The following is a 17,131-nucleotide window of genomic DNA, read 5'->3' on the forward strand; positions in this document are numbered from 1 at the left end:
AGGGCGTGGGCCGGGAGGGAAAGCGACGAAGATCGGCCGCGGCTACGTCAGGTGCGGTCGGCCGCGCAGCTCATACGCGTACTCCCCCTCGCCTTCGCCGACCTGGACGAAGCCGGCCCGTTCGAGCACGGCCCGCGAGGGGGCGTTGACGTGTTCGACGACCGCGAACAGGCGTCGCACGTCGTCCCGCGCCAGCGCCCATCCGGCGAGCGCGCGCAGGGCCTCGGTCGCGTAGCCCCGGCCGCGGGCGGCCTCGACCAGGTCGTAGCCGATCTCCGTGCGGCCGTCGTCGTCGGGAGCGGCGTGGAAGCCCATGCTGCCGACGGCCAGACCGTCCGACCGCCGTACGAGGACGTACAGGCCGAACTCCGGGCGGTGCACTCCGGCCGCGTATGCGGTGGCCAGCATTCCGGCGGCGTCCCGGGTGCCCTCGAACGGGGCGCCCCCGAGCCAGTCGAAGCCCCCGCCGCCGCCCGCCCGCAGTCCGGCGGCGACCGTGGGGGAGACGCCCACGAGGGTGAGACGCCCGGCGGGGATGCGCGGGGCGGCGGGCAGGTGCGCGGCGGCGGTCATGAGGCCAGCAGCTCCAGCTCGCCCCGCAGGTTGTAGCGGGCCGTTTCCTCCCAGTGGTCGCTCCCGTACGGCGTCCTGAACAGCCTGGGGAGGGCGAGGAGTCGGCGCAGGACGTCCGAACGGCCGGCCCGGAAGGCGTCGTTCGGCACGAAGGAGTACTCCTCGCGGACGGCGGCGGTGTAGGCGGCGTACACGGAGGGCGGCGAGGCGAGGACCGCGAGGTCGGCGTCGCACAGCACCCGGCCGTCGGGGTCCTCGTCGGCCGGGTCGTGGGTGACCGTGAGCCGGACGAGCCGCGCGACCTCGGCCGTCTTCTCCGCGGGCGCGCCGGCCTCGGCGAGGGCGCGCTCGGCGAGACGGGCGGAGCGCTCCTCGTTCTCGGAGCGGTCGGGGAGATAGACGGCGTCGTGGAACCAGGCGGCCAGCCGGACGACGTCCGGGTCGGCGGCGTGCTTCTGGAGGACGTCGACGCGGTCGAGGACGTCGGTGAGATGGGTCAGCGTGTGGTAGCGGCGCTGAGGCTCCTGCCAGCGGGCGAGGAGGGCGTCGGCGTAGGGCGCGGGGTCGGGGCCGCCGCCCGGGCCCCGGACCCCTTCCAGTGCGTGGCTGAAACGGGTGCGCAGCGCGTCGAGATCGGCCATGGCCTCATTGTCCCGCCGACCGGCGTATTCTTAAATTGGACTAGACCTATAAGTGCCCGGGTGCGGACCGCCGACGAACTCCGACGGCGCCGATGTACGCCGATGTACGCCGATGAACGCCGACGAATGGGGACCCATGAGCAAGCGTGCAGTTCTGGAGGTGATCGCCCTCGACGTCGAGGACGCGGTCGCCGCCCAGGCCGGAGGCGCGGACCGCCTCGAGCTGGTCACCGAGATGGCCGCCGACGGGCTCACCCCGCCGGTCGCGGTGTTCGCCGCCGTCCGAGCCGCCGTGGACCTCTCCCTGCGCGTCATGCTGCGGCTGTCCGACGGCTTCGCGGCCGGGGACGTCGACCGCCTCGTGCGCGCCGCAGCCGACCTGCGGGCGGCCGGCGCGCAGGAGTTCGTGCTCGGCTTCCTCGACGCGGAGGGCGCGGTGGACCTTCCCGCGGTCGAGCGGATCGTCGCCGAGCTGGACGGCTGCCGCTGGACCTTCCACCGCGCCCTCGACCACGCCGCCGACCGCGACGCCCTGCGCAAACAGCTGGACGGCCTGCCCGGACTGGACGCCTACCTCACCGCCGGCTCCCCGGCCGGGGTCGACGCGGGCCTGCCCACCCTGCTCGCCGAAGCCGCCCGGCACGGCGAACAGGGCTATGAACAGCGCCTCCTCGTCGGCGGCGGCCTGCGCCTCGACCACCTTCCACGGCTGCGGACCGCCGGGATCGACGCGTTCCACATCGGCGGCGCGGCCCGCCCGCACGGCTGGTCCGGCCCGGTGTCGGCACACGCCGTCCGCGAGTGGCGCAGTGCCGTGGACGGCGGGCGCCCCGAGCCGGCGGCCCACCCCGAGCCGGCGGCTCGCGCAGGGCAGGGCCAGGGCGGGTAGGGCGGGGCAGACCGGGCCGGGCGACCCGCACGCAGCCCTGGCCCTGGTGCCGGGGCTGCGCGCGGTGCGCTCCCCGACGCGGCGTCCGCGACGTCGCCGCGCCTTGCGAGGCCCGGGCGGGACGGGGCTCCGGTCAGGCGAGTTGTCGGGGCAGCGGGGCGGTGTGGGTGACGAGGAGGCCGGAGACCGCTCGGGTCAGGGTCACGTACAGCCGGCGCAGGCCCGTCCGTTCGTCGGGCTCCCCGTCGACCACGGCCTGCGGTTCGTCCAGGACGACGTAGTCGTACTCCAGACCCTTGGCCAGCGACGCCGGGACCAGGGTGAGGCGGGTCTCGGCCGTCGTCTCCTCACCCGGGGACAGCCACCCGACGCCCGCCGCAGCCAGCGCCTCGGCCAGCGCCGGGACCCGGGCGTCGGCCGCGATCAGGCCCGTCGAGCCCTCGTTGCGCAGCATCTCCTCGCAGGCCGCGACGACATCCGCGGTGTCCGCGACCTCCCGGAGGTCGAAGAAGCCGGGGTTCTCACGGACCGACGCGACGGGGGCGAGGCCCGGCGCGATGTGCGGCAGCAGCCGGGAGGCGTAGACGATCACGTCCGTCGGCACGCGGAATCCGGCCGTCAGCTCCTCGACCACCGCGTCCGCCTTGCCGAGGTGCCCGAGAGCCTCCTCCCAGCTCCGGGTCGCCCACGGGGTGGTGCCCTGCGCCAGATCGCCCAGCACGGTCGCCGACCCCGTCGAGCAACGGCGGCCGACCGCCCGGTACTGCATCGGCGACAGGTCCTGCGCCTCGTCGAGGACCACATGGCCCAGCGAGTGCGTGCGCTCCACCAGGTCCCTCGCCTCGTCGATCAGCACCGCGTCCGCCGCCGACCACCTGGCCGCCTTCACCGACCGCGCCGGCTTCGCCGCCAGGATCGTCTTCTGCTCCTGCTCGCTCAGCACGCCGTCCGCGTGCTCGGCGAGGAACTCCGCGTCCGTCAGCAGCCGCAGCACCAGCTTCGCCGGGTCGACGGCCGGCCAGACCTCCTTCACGGCCGCCTTCACCGCGCTGTTGCGGGCCACGGCGTCCTGCACCCGGTCGTCCGGGGCCTCGCCCGAGCGCTCCATCTGCACCAGCACCGCGTGCGCGATGCGCTGTGGCAGGGCCTCGCGGGCGGCCCCGTACCGGATGTCCCGGCCGAGCAGCTCCCGCACCATCTCCTCCAGTTCGTACGCCGGAACCCGCCAGCGCCGCGACCCGCGCACCACGACGACCGGTTCGGCCGGCATCCGCACCTGCGCGTAGACGGCCCGCCGCAGCACCTGAGCCATCCTCGCGTCGCCCTTGACGAGCGCCGCCGCCGCGTCGTCCGCGCCCCGCACCTCCACATGGGCCACCAGGTCGTCCACCGTGCCCTGGCGGACCGTCAGCTCGCCCAGCGCCGGCAGCACCTGCTCGATGTAGTGGAGGAAGGACTTGTTCGGCCCGATGACCAGCGTGCCGGTGCGCGCGAGCCGCTCACGGTGGGCGTACAGCAGATACGCCACCCGGTGCAGACCGACCGCCGTCTTCCCGGTCCCCGGCCCTCCCTGCACGCACACCGTGCCGCCCAGCCCGCTGCGCACGATCTCGTCCTGCTCGGGCTGGATGGTGGCGACGATGTCCCGCATCGGGCCCACACGCGGCCGCTCGATCTCCTGCTGGAGCAGCTTGCTGGTGGCGGCGGCCTCGGTGGGGTCGGACAGGTGCTCGTCCTCGTACGCCGTGATGTCCCCGCGGGTGTAGCCGAAGCGGCGGCGCAGCCCGACGTCCAGCGGATCCTTCTTCGACGCCCGGTAGAACGGCTGCGAGACCGGCGCACGCCAGTCGATGACCATCGGGTCGCCGTCGCCGTCGTGCACATGGCGACGCCCGATGTAGAACTTCTCCCCCTCCGCGCCCTCCGCCCGGTCCGCGCCGGGAGCGTGCAGATAGTCGAGACGGCCGAAGAACAGCGGGGTGTCGCTCAGATCGGCCAGCGCCTTGATCCGTTCCCCGATCTGCCGCTCCAGGATCTGCGCGTTGACCCAATTCGCGGTGACGTCGCTGATGTCGAGGGACTCGACGTCCTCCCGCATCGCGCGCAGGGCCGCCCGGGAGGAGGCGAGATGGCCGCGTTCGCGGGCGAGGGGATCGTCGACGGACGTGCGGGACGAGGGCGGCGTGGACAAGGGGGTGCCTCCGGGCCGGCTGGGGGTGGGCTACGGCGATTGCCGTCCGGTTTCCGTCCGGACGGCGGCGCTCCGAGGGGAGGCGGGCAAGAGCGGAGATTCTAGGTGAGCCGCCGAACGCGCGCCAACGCATTTACCCGGCACCCCTGAGGGACGCGCCTCCGTCCCGTAGGGGACACCCCCGCTCACAGGTGTACCCAGGGAGTACGCCGAATGGGGACCTGGGACCGATGCCCCCCTTATGCCCCCGCGCGCACCATGGAGACATGAGTGCAGCGACCATCACCCCGGCCCCCGGTCGCCCGTCCGGCGCGACCCCCCTGTCCGACCACCACCGCCACCGCCTCGGCGACGCCCTGCGCGCGGTGAAGGTGTTCGTCGGCGCCGCCTTCGACGTGATCGTCCTCGGCGAGTACCGCGAGGAGGCCGGCGTCCGCCGCAGGTGAGACGCCGTGTCCCGGACCCGGCCCGACCACCCGCGGGCGCACCGCATCGGTACCCGAGCCGATGCCCGATGCCCGCCGCTCAATGCCCGCCGCTCAATGCCCGCCGTCGGCCGCCGTGCTGTCCCTGGTGCTCACACTGCCCCGGCCCCAGGGCGGACACGACCTTCCGGTCGCGTGCGGCGCCGGGACCCTCAGGCCTCCTCCGCCAGCAGCTCGTCCGCGTCCATGATCCGGTAGGCGTAGCCCTGCTCCGCCAGGAACCGCTGGCGGTGCGCCGCGAAGTCCTGGTCGATGGTGTCCCGCGCCACCACCGAGTAGAAGTGGGCCTGATGCCCGTCCGCCTTGGGACGCAGCACCCGGCCGAGACGCTGCGCCTCCTCCTGCCGGGACCCGAAGGTGCCCGACACCTGGATGGCCACCGTCGCCTCCGGCAGGTCGATCGAGAAGTTCGCGACCTTCGACACCACCAGCACGCTGATCTCGCCCTCCCGGAAGGCGTCGAAGAGCTTCTCGCGCTGCGCGTTCGACGTCTCGCCCTTGATGACCGGCGCGTTCAGATGCTCGCCGAGTTCGTCGAGCTGGTCGATGTACTGCCCGATGACGAGGATCTGCTGCCCGGCGAACCGCCGCACCAGCGCCTCCGTCACCTTCCGCTTCGTCGCCGTCGTCGCGCAGAAGCGGTACTTCTCCTCCGCCTCGGCCGTCGCGTACGCGAGGCGCTCCGAGTCCGTGAGATTGACCCGGACCTCCACACAGTCGGCGGGCGCGATGTAGCCCTGCGCCTCGATCTCCTTCCACGGCGCGTCGAACCGCTTCGGCCCGATGAGCGAGAACACGTCCGACTCACGGCCGTCCTCGCGGACCAGCGTCGCCGTCAGACCGAGCCGCCGCCGCGCCTGCAGGTCGGCGGTGAACTTGAAGACGGGTGCCGGCAGCAGATGCACCTCGTCGTAGACGATCAGGCCCCAGTCCCGGGAGTCGAACAGCTCCAGATGCGGGTAGACGCCCTTCCGCCGGGTCGTCAGCACCTGGTAGGTGGCGATGGTGACCGGGCGGATCTCCTTCCGCGTCCCGCTGTACTCGCCGATCTCTTCCTCGGTCAGCGAGGTCCGCTTCACCAGCTCGTGCTTCCACTGCCGGGCCGACACCGTGTTCGTGACGAGGATCAGCGTCGTGGACTTCGCCTGCGCCATCGACCCGGCCCCGACCAGGGTCTTGCCCGCACCGCAGGGCAGGACCACGACCCCGCTGCCGCCGTGCCAGAAGTTCTCCACCGCCTGCTTCTGGTACGGGCGCAGCGCCCACCCGTCCTCGGCGAGCTCGATGGGATGCGCCTCGCCGTCGACGTACCCCGCGAGGTCCTCGGCCGGCCAGCCCAGCTTCAGCAGCGTCTGCTTGATCTGTCCCCGCTCGGAGGGGTGCACGACGACCGTGTCCGGATCGAGCCGGGCCCCGACCAGCGGCGCGACGCGCTTCGAGCGCAGGATCTCCTCCAGCACCGGCCGGTCAGTGGTGGTCAGCACCAGCCCGTGCGCCGGATGCTTGCTCAGCGTCAGCCGCCCGTACCGGTCCATCGTCTCCGCGACGTCGACGAGCAGCGCGTGCGGCACGGGGTAGCGGCTGTACTGCACGAGCGCGTCCACGACCTGCTCGGCGTCGTGCCCGGCCGCCCGCGCGTTCCACAGGCCCAGCGGGGTCACCCGGTAGGTGTGGATGTGCTCCGGCGCCCGCTCCAGCTCGGCGAAGGGCGCGATCGCGCGACGGCAGTCGTCCGCCTGCTCGTGGTCGACCTCCAGGAGCAGAGTCTTGTCCGACTGGACGATCAGCGGTCCGTTCACGTACGCCATCCCTTCCGCACCGGCCAAACCTCCAGTGTGCCGTACGACGTGCCGCGACGGAGTGCCGCGGAGGCGGCAGCTGTGCCCGCGGACGTCCGGCCGGTCCCGGGGCGCGGGCAACCCTGCGCGCCCTCCGTGGGTCTGACCGGGCGAGCAGGCGCGGCGGGCGCGACGCGGTGAGGAGAATCACGGTATGTCGGTCCTGTCGTTCCGCAGAGGAGCGGTCGGCGTCGGAGCCGCGGCGGTGCTGGCCGCCACCGGCACCTGGGTGATGTGGCCGGCCGGGGTCGACGAGGCGCTGTGGGCGGAGGTGCGGCCGGTGATCGAGGCCCGCGTGGCGGCGGACTCGCGGGGGAACGGATACGGCGAGACCGTGCCCGCGTGGAGGGCACGCTGGTTCTGCCGGGCGGAGGCCCTCGAACTGGAGGAACACGCGGGCGAGATACGGGCCGGCGTCAACACGCTGTGCATCGAGTACGGAGTCCACGACCGGAGCCTCGTGGAGTGCGGCGCCGGGCAGTACCCGCAGGTCGTACGGCTCCAGCGGGACGCCGCGGCCGACGGCGGCTACCGGGTCGTCTCCCGGGAGGAGCCGCCGGACGGAGAGGGTTACGGCCGGTGGACGAAGGCCCATTTCGGCGTCCTCGCCCGGTCCTCCCTCCACGAGCCGATGCCGTCCGCCGCGTTGGAGTCCGCGGCCCGCGCCCACTTCGGCCTGCCGCCGGACGCCTCCGTCGGAGACTGCTGAGCGCGACGCCCGCGGGAGACTGCCGAGCGCGACGGCCGTCGGAGTGCTGAGCCGCGACGCCCGCCGGGACTGCTGCGCCGCGACAGGCCGCCGGGACCGCTGCGCCGCGACGGATGCGTCCGGCGGCGGTTGCGCTGCGACGGTCGTCGCTCGCCGGATGGGAGGCCGTCCGCGACGGACTGCGAGCCGCCGTCGAAACCGCGGATCAGTCGTCCGCCAGCTCCGCCACCCCGGTGATCCGGTGCAGCGGGTACGTGCGGACCTCGTCCGCCGTGTGGTCGTACCCCGTCACGAAGCCGCCCTCCACCCGCACCGGGGCGATGACTCGCTGACTGGCCGAACCCTCCGCGTTGACGTAACCGATCCACAGTGCCCCGCCCGTGAGAACGGCAGCCTGCATGGTGGCCAGCGTCTCGGCGGAACTGGTGCGGGGCAGCTCGCCCGGCGCGAGCGGGGCGGCGTCCTCCGTCGCCTTGCGCGGTGCGGTCGCGGCCGCGTCACCCGCCCGGACGGCCCGGATCGCCGCCGTGAGCAGCGTGCCGTCGGGAACCGGCGGCCCCTCCGGCACCGGCTCGGGTGCCGTCCGGGGCGGCGTGCGGTGGGCGAGCGCGCGGGTGATCAGGACGTCCCCCTCGGCGGACTCGGCTGCGGGCGCGAAGCCCAGCGCGCGCAGCCCGTCCAGAAGGGTCGCCGGGTCGGCCTGCGCCGCCAGCACCGTCGGAGCCAGGCGGCGCAGCCGCAGTCCGGCGGCACGCTTGTCGGCGAGGATCTCGTTCAGGATCGTCTCGTCGTCGCAGCGGACGTACGCCGAGGCCGCGCCCACCCGTAGATGGCCGTGCCGGCGCGCCACGTCGTCGATCAGATAGGTCAGCGGCTGCGGCACCGGCGTACGGGAGTGCTCGGCGAGGAACGCGTGCAGGTCGGAGGCGCTGCGCCCGGCGTCCAGGGCGCGCCGGACGGACCCGGGGGTGAACCGGTAGACGGTCGCGCCGCCCTTGGACTCGACGTCCGCGAGGACGCTCAGCACGTCGGCCAGCGGCCTTCGCAGCGGGCCCGGGGCGACCGCCGTCAGGTCCGCCTGGAGCAGGACGTGGTCCAGCGGCTCCGGCAGCAGCGGGGCGAGCAGCCGGGCGGCGGCCGCCGCGGCCACGGCCTGCTCGGGCGGCGAGAGCGGGGCCGCGACGGCGGTGGCGGTCCGGTGATGGGCGGGCAGTTTGTCGCCGGGGCCGGCCGGAGCGGCGGCCCCGCCGGCCCGCGCGGCGCGGACGGCGGGCGGCGTGCCGCCGAGCAGGGCGCGCCCGTGCGCCGACAGCGCACCCCGGCCGGTCACCCCCAGCAGCTCGGCCTCGGCCAGAGCCCAGCGGGCGAGCCGGGAGCGGAGGTCCTCGTCACCCTGCGCGGCAGGCTGCGCGGCCCCTGAGTACCCCGTCGTCCCCGGCGCCGTCTGCGCGCCGTGCGAACCCGGCGTCCCCGCTGCGCCGCCCTGTGCGCCGCGCAGCGGGCGCTCCCAGCGCAGCCGGGCCAGCACCGCCTCCGCGTTCGGCGCGCCGCCCTCGGGCAGCCCGGCCAGCAGCGTCAGCACCCGATGACGTACCTCGGGCGCGGCGGACCGGTCGAGACCCGGGCCCAGCGCCGACAGCGCCCGCTCCTTCATGTCCCGGCCGCCGACGACCCCCGAGGTCCGGGTCGCCGCCAGCCAGGCCTCGGCGAGCCGCGACCATCGCTCGGCCGGCGGCCGCTCCACCCACTCGTCGTACTCCGGGGTCGCCGCATACCGCTCGTCGGCCTCGCCGTCCGAGGCGAGCAGCCCCGCCGCGTACGCCAGCTCGACCCAGAACGCGGCCACCGGCTCGGCCACGTCCAGCGCGACGGCCGTCCGCTTGAGGTCGCGGACGCTGATCCCGCCGGCCCGCAGCACCGTGGGCCCGCCCTCGTCCCAGTCCTTCAGCAGCTCCTCGACCGTCGCCAGCGCCGTGTACGCCTGACCGGCCGCCGTCGCGTCCACCACCTGCGGCGCGTGCACCACGAGCGGCTCCACGGCCGGCGGCGCCGGTTCGGGCGCCCGGTGCGCGCGGCCCTTGCGCAGATGCAGGGCGACCTCACGCGGCAGGACGACGGTCCCGGGCGCCGTCGGCAGCAGCAGTGCGCGGTCGAGCAGCCAGCGCAGCCGCGCCGCCGGCTCGGCCGTGACCTGACCGTACGGCGGCCCCCACACCAGCCGCTCCAGCACCTCGAGGGACTCGGCGGGCGCCCCGGCCAGCAGTGCGGCCATCTTCCGGCGATGGGTGAACAGAGCGGTGAGCGCGCCCACGGCGGAGACCGAGTCGTGCGTCGACGGCAGTCCGACCGTCGCCACGAACTCCTGGATCCGGCCCGGCGACATGCCCGCCGTCGCCTCCCGCACACTCGGCCCGAGCCCCGTAGGCGACGGGTGCTGCGGGGACGGCGCCAGCAGCTCACGGGCGGTGCGCACCAACCGCAGACGGTCGTCCGCGCCCCACACCAGTGCCTGCTCGCGCAAGGCGGCCAACGCCGCCGGGAGGGCCGCGACCACGGCCGGATCGCCGGCGTCCCCCGCCATCAGACCGAACAGCTCCTCGCGGGTCGCCGGATCGCCGGCCACGGCCAGCGCCTCCGCCGTCTGCAGCACGAACCGGTCGAGCCGCTCCAGCGCGCGGACGACGGAGGCACGGGTGCCGGCGCGGGTGGCGAGCTGCGTGAGGTCGGTGGGGACCGGAGTGATGAGGTCGGGGCGGGCGCGCAGCAGCGCGGCCAGGGAAGCGTCGTCCCGGGCGCGGAGCGCTTCCGCGAGGGACCGGGGGGCCGACTGGTCCTCGGTGCTCATTCTGCCCACGGTAGCGGTTGACGCTCTCGGGAGCCGCCGTCCCCGGGTCCGCGGGCCCCGATGCACTAGCGTCTTCGGCGTGGGGATCGAGAGCGACCAAGTCGTCTACGAGTATCTGAGCCGCGTCGGCGACGTCGCACAGCAGCGCCAGTTGTCGTCGGCCACCCGGATGCGGCTCGTCTCCGAGCTGCGCAACGAGATCGAACGGCGCCGTGCGAAGGCGCCCGTCGACTCGCCCGCCGCCGTCCGTCGCATCATCGACCGTCTCGGCAGCCCCGACGATCTCGTGGCCGCCGCGGCCGAGGGCGGCGGCGTGCCGCAGACGCCGACGCCCTCCGTGCCCGTCCAGCGGGACGGCGACGCGCAGCGGGACCGAGCGAGGCAAGAGAGACAGGCGAGGCAGCAGAAACAACAGAGACGGCCGAGGCAGGAGAAACAGCCGGAACCCATGGGGCAGCCGGAGCAGTCGGAGCAGGCCGGCCGGCCTGAGCGGCCGAAGGGGATCCGGCGGATCGTGCCACGCCCGCGCACCGGCGCTCCGTCGCCCGCCGACGTCCCCTCCGACGCGGCGTCCCCGCCGCACCGCGCGCCCGCGCACGAACTGGGCGACGGCGGCTCAGCCCCCGACTGGTGGCTGAACGAGCCGACCCCGTTCGGTCCCGGCGAGGACATTCCCGGGTTCGTCGGCGGAGTCGAGATCCCCGACCTGCTCAAGCCGCCGCCGCGCCGAAAGCCCGAGGACGACGCCGACGACGAGTCCGATGCCGTCGAGGAAGACGCCGCGCTCGACGGCGACACCCCCGCCGCCCCCGCCCGCCGCCGTCGGCTGCGCCTCCCCCGGGCCGCCGGCGCACCGGCCCGCCGCTGGAGCAACCCGCTGCTCCTGATCGCCGCCGGCTGCCTGGTCGCGGGCGCGGCGCTCGGGAACTGGTTCGTGCTGATCCTGGGGTGGCTCATCGCGTACGCCTCACGCCGGCTGACCGAGCGGGAGACGAAGGCGGCGGTCTTCTGGCTGCCCGGCCTCGCGCTCACCGCCGGACTCGTCTGGCTGTGGGGCCGCTCCGAGGGACGCTGGGGCGCACCCGTCGCCGAGGGGCACATGAGCGACGCGATCGCCGACACCTGGCCCTGGGTCATCCGGGGGGCCGCCGTCGCCTCCGCCCTCTTCCTGGCCTGGCGCTCACAGCGGCAGCGGTGACGAGCGCGCGGAGAGACCCGGCACCGCCCCGGTCAGCGGAAGTCGTGCGGGGCCGGGCAGGTCGAGGCCGCTCGGGCCCACCGGCACAATGGCCCCCATGACCGTCTCTCCCGCCCTCACCGTCGGCTTCGACCTCGACATGACCCTGATCGACTCCCGGCCCGGCATCCGGGCCTGCTGGGCGGAGCTGTCGACGAGAACGGGCACGTACGTCGACGCCGACCTGGTGGTGACGCGACTGGGGCCGCCGCTGGAGGAGGAGATCGGGAACTGGTTCCCCGCGGGGGAGATACCCGCCGTGGCCGCTCTCTACCGTGAGCTCTACCCGGCGTTCGCGGTCGGCGGCAGCCTCGAGATGCCCGGCGCCCGCGAGGCCGTCGCGGCGGTCCAGGCGGTAGGCGGGCGGGCGATCGTCGTCACCGCGAAGTGGGAGCCGAACGCCAGGCTGCACATGGACCACCTGGACCTGCGGCCCGACGCGGTGATCGGCAACCTGTGGGCCGAGCAGAAGGCCCGGGCTCTGCGCGAGCACGGGGCGAGCGTCTATGTCGGCGACCACATCGGGGACGTCCTCGGCGCGCGCGCCGCAGGGGCCCTGTCCGTGACCGTGCCGACCGGCCCGATCAGCGCGCAGGAGCTGCGGACGGCCGGCGCGGACGTCGTGCTCGCCGACCTCACCGAGTTCCCCGCCTGGCTGGCAGGCCACCTCGGCGAGGCGGACTCCTAACCGGCAGCGCTGCGCGCCTGACGCCGGCCCGCGGCGACGGACCGCAGAACTCCCGCGCCCGCGATCAGGAATCCGACGCCCATGAGCATGCTCAGCCCGAACATGTACGTCGGAAAGGGCGTCGAGCCGAGAAACAGCGGGGCGACCGTGACAAGGGTGGCCACGGCGCCGACGAAGAAGACGATGGCCCCGGCACGGATCAGTCGGTCACCGGGAGCGGCGGAATTGGTCTGGGTTTTGTCACGCACCCGACCAGGGTAGTTCCCCGCCCGAAGGAACGACCGGGGGGCGCGTCCGGCGCCGGCGCACGGCTCGGCGGCCGTGACGGGGGCCCCGCTCGGCGGTCTGGCCCAGCCGTCGGGCGGCGCAGAGGGGCTCAGGCGGTTTCGGACCGGAGAAACGCGTCGGCATTACGCGCGCACCGGCCGGCGAAAAGGCCGAAAGGGCATTGACGGTGTGTCAGCAGCTCCCGGCGCTCGCCGCAGGCGGATACGCGTAGACCCGTCGGAGACGGGTCGGTCGACCACGTGATCGAACCGGCCTCCGCTGTCAACGGCGGTGAGCACGACCGTCTCTGAGCGAGGGCTGAACCTCTGCAACCACTTTTGGTCTCTGCCGGCACAGGTGGCGGCTCAGTCTCGTTTACGGGCGTGATTAAGCCCGTGTTGCGCTGGGGAGAGCCCCGGTAGGCTGTCTCGACGGCAGTTCAAAGGGGTCCGGTGTCAGTCCGGCAGCTATCGAGGGAGCGTGTGCTTTGCCGACTGGCAAGGTCAAATGGTTCAACAGTGAGAAGGGCTTCGGCTTTCTCTCCCGCGACGACGGCGGTGACGTCTTCGTGCATTCCTCGGTCCTCCCCACCGGTGTCGAGGCACTGAAGCCGGGCCAGCGCGTGGAGTTCGGCGTCGTCGCAGGCCAGCGTGGCGACCAGGCGCTCTCCGTCGTCATCCTCGACCCGACTCCCTCGGTCGCCGCGGCGCAGCGCAAGAAGCCCGACGAACTGGCCTCCATCGTCCAGGACCTGACCACCCTTCTCGAGAACATCACGCCGATGCTCGAAAAGGGCCGATACCCGGAGAAGACCTCCGGCAAGAAGATCGCCGGTCTGCTGCGCGCCGTCGCCGACCAGCTGGACGTCTGAGCCGGCAACCGCCGGTCCCTCAGGGGAAGTCGAGCGCATTCGGGCCGAGGGGCGGAAGCAGTCCCTCGGCCGCCGCGCGGGTCAGCAGTCCGCGTACCGCCGCGTAACCGTCCTCGCCCAGCCCGGCCGTGAACTCGTTGACGTACAGACCGATGTGCTGGTCGGCGACGGACGGATCCATCTCCTGGGCGTGTTCCATGACGTACGGCCGGGAGACCTCCGGGTCGTCCCAGGCGGCGCGCACGGACGCGCGGATCGAGCCGGCGAGCCGGTCGAGGGTCTCCGCGCCCAGGGACCGCTTGGCGATGATCGCGCCGAGCGGGATCGGCAGACCGGTCGTGGCCTCCCAGTGCTCGCCCATGTCCGCGAGCTTGTGCAGCCCGTAGTCCCGGTACGTGAAGCGGGCCTCGTGGATCACCAGGCCCGCGTCGACCTTCCCGTCCCGCACGGCCGGCATGATCTCGTGGAACGGCATGACGAGGATCTCGCCGACGCCCCCCGGGACCTGCTCCGCCGCCCACAGACGGAACAGCAGGTACGCCGTCGACCGCTCGCTCGGCACGGCGACCGTGCGGCCGCTGAGTCCGGCGCCGCCGGAAGGCCGCACGGCGTCCCCCGCTCCCGCCCCGGTCCCCGCCCCAAGGTCCTCGCGGGTCAGCACCAGCGGCCCGCAGCCCCGGCCCAGCGCGCCCCCGCACGGCAGCAGCGCATAGGTGTCGAGGACGTACGGCAGCACCGCGTACGACACCTTCAGCACGTCCGACTCGCCGCGCTCGGCCATGCCGTTGGTGACGTCGATGTCCGCGAACGTCACGTCGAGCGCGGGCGCGTCCGGGACACGTCCGTGGGCCAGGGCGTCGAAGACGAAGGTGTCGTTCGGGCAGGGGGAGTACACGATCCGCAGGGGCCGCTCACTGGTCGTCATGCCGGTTCCAACTCTCGAGGACGGGTGCCAGCTTCCCGAACGCCGTCGTCAGCGCGGTCAGCGCGTCGCCGATGCGCCAGGCGGCCCGGTCACGGGGGCCGACGGGGTTGGACACCGCGCGGATCTCCACGACGGCGACGCCGTGCGCGTCGGCCGCCTCGGCGACCCCGAAGCCCTCCATGGCCTCGGCCAGGGCACGGGGGTGGCGCGCGCGCAGGGCCGCGGCCCGGGACGCGGTGCCGGTGACCGTGGAGACGGTCAGGATCGTGCCGACGCCGGCTCCTGTGGCGTCCGCGGCCGCCCGGACGAGGGACGGGGGCGGGACGTGGGTGACCCTGCCGAAGCCCAGCTCGGTGACCGGCAGGAAGCCGTCCGCGGTCTCCGCGCCCAGGTCGGCGGCGGTGATCCGGTCCGCGACGACGAGGGAGGCGACGGGCGCTCCGGGCACGAAGCCGCCCGCGATGCCGGCCGAGACGACCAGGTCGTACGGGGCTTCCTCGTACCGTGCGGCGGTCAGCGCGGCGGAGACGGACGCGGCGGCGAGCGCGGGGCCCACCCCGGCCGCGAGCAGGTCACAGGTCCCGCCCGGGCCCTGCAGGCGGTGCAGGGTGACGCCGGGCAGGTGCAGCTCACGGCCGGGCTCGGGGCATGCCCGGGCCACCGCGTCCCGCTCGGCGGGTACCGCGGTGGCCACGAGGACGCGTACGGGGGACGTGACTAGTCGTCCTTCTTGAGCTTGAAGGACCACAGGCCGGTCGCCGCCTGGCTCTGCTTCTTGCCGTCGCCCGCCTTGATGGTGACGAGCGTGGAGTCGCCCTGGGCGCCGTACTGGGCGTTGAAGAACACGCTGCCCGGGATCGTGCGGTAGGTCTTGTCGCTGTCCTCGGTGAGCGGCTGACCGTTCATCAGGATCGTCCAGCGCTTGTCGGCCACGTCGGGGTCGACGCCGAAGCGGACGGTCTCGTCAGGGTCGACGCTGATGGACTTGATGTCCTTGTCCGCGAGGCACTTCGCCAGATCGGGGGCCTTGAGGGCCTTGCCCTCTCCGCCGCAGGTGGCCTCGGCGCTGACCGAGTCACGGCCGACGGTGATCGTGGACAGCGGCGTCGGCTTGTCGCAGGCCGACAGGACGAGGAGTCCGGCACAAACGGCGCCGGCGGCGGCGACGACGCGGCGGCGTCGCACAGCGCCAGGTACATCAGCGGCTCCGCCGCGGGTCATCGTGGTCATGGCGGAAGGCTATCGGGCGCGCCCGGGCGTCCCCTTACGTGGGGTGCGGCGTGGCTGTGTGTCACGCCGCGCGGTTACGCCACGCGTGGCTTCGCGCCGCCGCCGTGCCGCGCCGAGGACAGCAGGCCGCGGACGGTGGTCACCCAGCCCAGAGCCACGACCACGGCGGCCACCGACAGGCCCAGCGCGCCGTTCAGCGGCATGACGATGCCGACCGCGCCGCCGAACACCCAGCACACCTGGAGGATCGTCTCGGAGCGGGCGAACGCCGAGGTGCGGACCAGTTCCGGGACGTCCCGCTGGATCAGCGCGTCCAGGGACAGCTTGGCGAGGGCCTGGGAGAAGCCGGCGACCGCCGCCAGGCAGGCCACCAGGAACGCGCCGAAGAACGCGGCCGCCGTGATCGTCGCGCCGAGGACGACGGCGACGACGGCGACGATGATCACCTCCGGTGCTCTGGACCGCAGCCACGCCCCCACGGCCGTGCCGAGCGCGTTGCCCAGGCCGGCGGAGACGGCCACCATGCCCAGCGACACGGCCGCGCTCTGCCCGGTGAGCGGGTGCTCGCGCAGCAGGAACGCCAGGAAGAAGGTCAGGAAGCCGGACAGCCAGCGCAGGGCCGCGTTGGCGCCGAGGGCGTGGGTGACGGCGATGCCGACGGTCCGCAGGCCGGGCCGCTTCAGTTGCTGCCGGTGCGGGCCGTGCAGGTGCTGCTCGTCGGCGGCGAGCAGGGCCACGTCCTCGCCCTTGGCCGAGTCGACCTTGCGGGGGAGCGAGAAGGACAGGAAGGTCCCCGCGACGAAGATCACGAAGGCGCCGTAGAGCGGGTAGCGGGGACCGAGCGCCTGCAGCCCCGCTCCGACGGGCGCGGCGACGCCGGTGGCGAGGAGGCCGCCGAGGGTTACCCGCGAGTTGGCTTTGACGAGGGAGAACCCAGGGGGCAGCAGTCGGGGCACGACGGCGCTGCGGACGACCCCGTACGCCTTGGAGGAGACCAGCACGCCGAGCGCGGCCGGATACAGCTCGATGCTGCCGGTGGCGACGGCGCCGGACAGGACGAGCGCGAGGAGCGCCCGGGCGAGCATCGCGCCGGCCATGGCGGCGCGCCGCCCGTGCGGGAGCCGGTCGAGCAGCGGGCCGATCACGGGGGCGAGGACGGTGAAGGGGGCCATGGTGATGGCGAGGTAGAGGGCGACGCGGCCGCGCGCCTCGTCGGTGGGCACGGAGAAGAAGACGGTGGAGGCGAGCGCGACGGTGATCATGACGTCGCCGGCGCCGTTCACCCCGTGCAGTTCGATCAGCTTGCCCAGGCCGGACTCGCCGGCGCCGTGCGCGTGGGTCGCCTTCCTGATCCCGCGGGCGGTGCCGGTGAACGGGAAGTGCAGGGCACGGCCGATCGCGCGGACGGACCCGCTCATCCGGCCCGAACCGCTCACTCTGCTCCTCGCCTTGGTCCCCTTCGTCGCACCGATCCCGGTGGCGCCCTGGGGTGTTCTCGCGGCTGCCACCCCGTCATAGTGCCCCGAGAAAGCCGCGCATAGTGCGGTTACCGCGCGTATGGCCGTGTGACGGTCGGCGCGCCCGGCCCTCCGGGAGGCGGCCCGGTCCCGTCGGCCCGCCCCGGAAATGATCTCCGGCGATGCTCGCGGAGGGCTTCCGGAGGGCTTCCGGGGGGCTCCGGGAGGGCTTCGGGGAACGCTCCGGGAGGGATCCGGGGGCTTCCGGTGGGTGGGAAACGTCCC

15 protein-coding genes and 1 pseudogene are annotated in these 17,131 nt (G+C 74.0%); 6 read left to right on the forward strand and 10 right to left on the reverse strand.

Annotation, left to right across the window (positions count from 1 at the left end; genetic code table 11):
• Window positions 1-42 precede the first annotated feature (42 nt).
• Together ACN6LD_RS08095 and ACN6LD_RS08100 are read right to left on the reverse strand one after the other, a co-directional pair.
• Window positions 43-537: pseudogene (locus tag ACN6LD_RS08095) on the reverse strand (GNAT family N-acetyltransferase); the annotation flags it as partial.
• Between the two features lie 32 nt (window positions 538-569).
• Window positions 570-1,214 (reverse strand): HD domain-containing protein, encoded by a 645-nt coding sequence (locus ACN6LD_RS08100; protein WP_445042787.1) that lies wholly within the window; start codon window positions 1,212-1,214, stop codon window positions 570-572.
• A 136-nt stretch (window positions 1,215-1,350) separates the two neighbouring features.
• Here ACN6LD_RS08100 and ACN6LD_RS08105 point away from each other — a divergent pair, with 136 nt between their 5' ends.
• Window positions 1,351-2,103 (forward strand): copper homeostasis protein CutC, encoded by a 753-nt coding sequence (locus tag ACN6LD_RS08105; protein ID WP_445042788.1) that lies wholly within the window; start codon window positions 1,351-1,353, stop codon window positions 2,101-2,103.
• Between the two features lie 133 nt (window positions 2,104-2,236).
• Here ACN6LD_RS08105 and ACN6LD_RS08110 read toward each other — a convergent pair whose 3' ends face one another.
• Window positions 2,237-4,201 (reverse strand): HelD family protein, encoded by a 1,965-nt coding sequence (locus ACN6LD_RS08110; protein WP_319196887.1) that lies wholly within the window; start codon window positions 4,199-4,201, stop codon window positions 2,237-2,239.
• A 359-nt stretch (window positions 4,202-4,560) separates the two neighbouring features.
• On the opposite strand from ACN6LD_RS08110, the gene ACN6LD_RS08115 reads away from it, so the two are divergent.
• Window positions 4,561-4,740: a hypothetical protein gene (locus ACN6LD_RS08115; protein ID WP_199863795.1), complete on the forward strand. Its 180-nt coding sequence runs from the start codon at window positions 4,561-4,563 to the stop codon at window positions 4,738-4,740.
• A gap of 191 nt (window positions 4,741-4,931) precedes the next feature.
• Here ACN6LD_RS08115 and ACN6LD_RS08120 read toward each other — a convergent pair whose 3' ends face one another.
• Window positions 4,932-6,578 carry a DNA repair helicase XPB gene (locus ACN6LD_RS08120; protein WP_445042789.1) on the reverse strand — a complete coding sequence of 549 codons (1,647 nt, stop codon included), beginning with the start codon at window positions 6,576-6,578 and terminating at the stop codon, window positions 4,932-4,934.
• Between the two features lie 193 nt (window positions 6,579-6,771).
• On the opposite strand from ACN6LD_RS08120, the gene ACN6LD_RS08125 reads away from it, so the two are divergent.
• Window positions 6,772-7,326: a hypothetical protein gene (locus ACN6LD_RS08125; protein WP_319196884.1), complete on the forward strand. Its 555-nt coding sequence runs from the start codon at window positions 6,772-6,774 to the stop codon at window positions 7,324-7,326.
• Between the two features lie 205 nt (window positions 7,327-7,531).
• Here the strand turns inward: ACN6LD_RS08125 and ACN6LD_RS08130 are convergent, their stop codons facing one another.
• Complete coding sequence (locus ACN6LD_RS08130) at window positions 7,532-10,171, reverse strand: helicase-associated domain-containing protein (RefSeq protein ID WP_445042790.1); 2,640 nt, start codon at window positions 10,169-10,171, stop codon at window positions 7,532-7,534.
• Between the two features lie 79 nt (window positions 10,172-10,250).
• Here ACN6LD_RS08130 and ACN6LD_RS08135 point away from each other — a divergent pair, with 79 nt between their 5' ends.
• Both ACN6LD_RS08135 and ACN6LD_RS08140 read left to right on the forward strand, forming a co-directional pair.
• Window positions 10,251-11,369 (forward strand): hypothetical protein, encoded by a 1,119-nt coding sequence (locus tag ACN6LD_RS08135; RefSeq protein ID WP_445042791.1) that lies wholly within the window; start codon window positions 10,251-10,253, stop codon window positions 11,367-11,369.
• 88 nt (window positions 11,370-11,457) lie between these two features.
• Entirely contained in the window at window positions 11,458-12,096 is a 639-nt protein-coding gene (locus tag ACN6LD_RS08140) for an HAD family hydrolase (protein WP_445042792.1), read from the forward strand.
• On the opposite strand, the gene ACN6LD_RS08145 is transcribed toward ACN6LD_RS08140, so the two are convergent.
• A complete protein-coding gene (locus ACN6LD_RS08145; RefSeq protein ID WP_319197488.1) occupies window positions 12,093-12,344 on the reverse strand; it encodes a hypothetical protein in 252 nt (83 codons plus the stop codon). The genes ACN6LD_RS08140 and ACN6LD_RS08145 overlap by 4 nt on opposite strands.
• 506 nt (window positions 12,345-12,850) lie before the next feature.
• On the opposite strand from ACN6LD_RS08145, the gene ACN6LD_RS08150 reads away from it, so the two are divergent.
• The gene (locus tag ACN6LD_RS08150) at window positions 12,851-13,234 is read left to right on the forward strand and encodes a cold-shock protein (protein ID WP_319197487.1); all 384 of its coding nucleotides are present in this window, start codon (window positions 12,851-12,853) and stop codon (window positions 13,232-13,234) included.
• Between the two features lie 19 nt (window positions 13,235-13,253).
• Here the strand turns inward: ACN6LD_RS08150 and ACN6LD_RS08155 are convergent, their stop codons facing one another.
• The 4 genes from ACN6LD_RS08155 to ACN6LD_RS08170 all read right to left on the reverse strand — a co-directional run bounded on the left by ACN6LD_RS08155 (window position 13,254) and on the right by ACN6LD_RS08170 (window position 16,897).
• A complete protein-coding gene (locus ACN6LD_RS08155) occupies window positions 13,254-14,159 on the reverse strand; it encodes a 1,4-dihydroxy-6-naphthoate synthase (RefSeq protein ID WP_445042793.1) in 906 nt (301 codons plus the stop codon).
• Window positions 14,146-14,853 (reverse strand): futalosine hydrolase, encoded by a 708-nt coding sequence (locus tag ACN6LD_RS08160; protein WP_445042794.1) that lies wholly within the window; start codon window positions 14,851-14,853, stop codon window positions 14,146-14,148. Before ACN6LD_RS08160 ends, ACN6LD_RS08155 begins: the two co-directional genes overlap by 14 nt.
• 23 nt (window positions 14,854-14,876) lie before the next feature.
• Window positions 14,877-15,389, reverse strand: coding sequence for a DUF2771 domain-containing protein (locus tag ACN6LD_RS08165; protein ID WP_319197483.1), 513 nt, complete (start codon window positions 15,387-15,389; stop codon window positions 14,877-14,879).
• Between the two features lie 74 nt (window positions 15,390-15,463).
• Complete coding sequence (locus tag ACN6LD_RS08170) at window positions 15,464-16,897, reverse strand: MFS transporter (protein WP_319197481.1); 1,434 nt, start codon at window positions 16,895-16,897, stop codon at window positions 15,464-15,466.
• Window positions 16,898-17,131: the final 234 nt, after the last annotated feature.

The organism is Streptomyces sp. SAS_272, assembly GCF_052543235.1.